Consider the following 457-nt stretch of genomic DNA (forward strand, 5'->3'; position numbering starts at 1 on the left):
GTCGTAGACCGTATCCGGCATGGTGGGGCTGACGTGGCTCTCCATGCCGATGCAGTCGATGCACTTCTCGGGACCCTCGCCACCGGTCAGCTCGTTCAGCCGCTCGACGACGTTCTCGTCGTCGAAATTGATCGTGATGGCGCCCCCCGCCTCGGCCATCTCCAGCCGTTCCGGCAGGTGATCGATAGCGATGACCTGCTCGGCGCCCAGGAGGACGGCGGAGCGGATCGTCATCTGGCCGACCGGGCCGCACCCCCAGATCGCCACGGTATCGGTGGGTTGGATGTCAGCCTGGACGGCCGCCTGCCAACCGGTCGGGAAGATGTCCGAGAGGAAGAGCAGCTTCTCGTCTGGGATCCCCTTCGGCACCTTCTGGACGGTCGCATCGGCGAACGGCACGCGCAGATACTCGGCTTGGCCGCCCGGATAGCCGCCGGTGAGATGCGAATACCCGAAT

At 65.6% G+C, this 457-nt stretch carries 1 protein-coding gene; it reads right to left on the reverse strand.

Translation table 11 applies throughout. The annotated features are described in order from the left end of the window. The coding region (locus KDK95_RS38045; protein ID WP_372463437.1) for a zinc-binding dehydrogenase at window positions 1–457 on the reverse strand (457 nt) is incomplete at both ends.

The sequence above is a fragment of the Actinospica acidithermotolerans genome (genome assembly GCF_018139625.1).
In the GTDB taxonomy this organism is placed as follows: domain Bacteria; phylum Actinomycetota; class Actinomycetes; order Streptomycetales; family Catenulisporaceae; genus Actinospica; species Actinospica acidithermotolerans.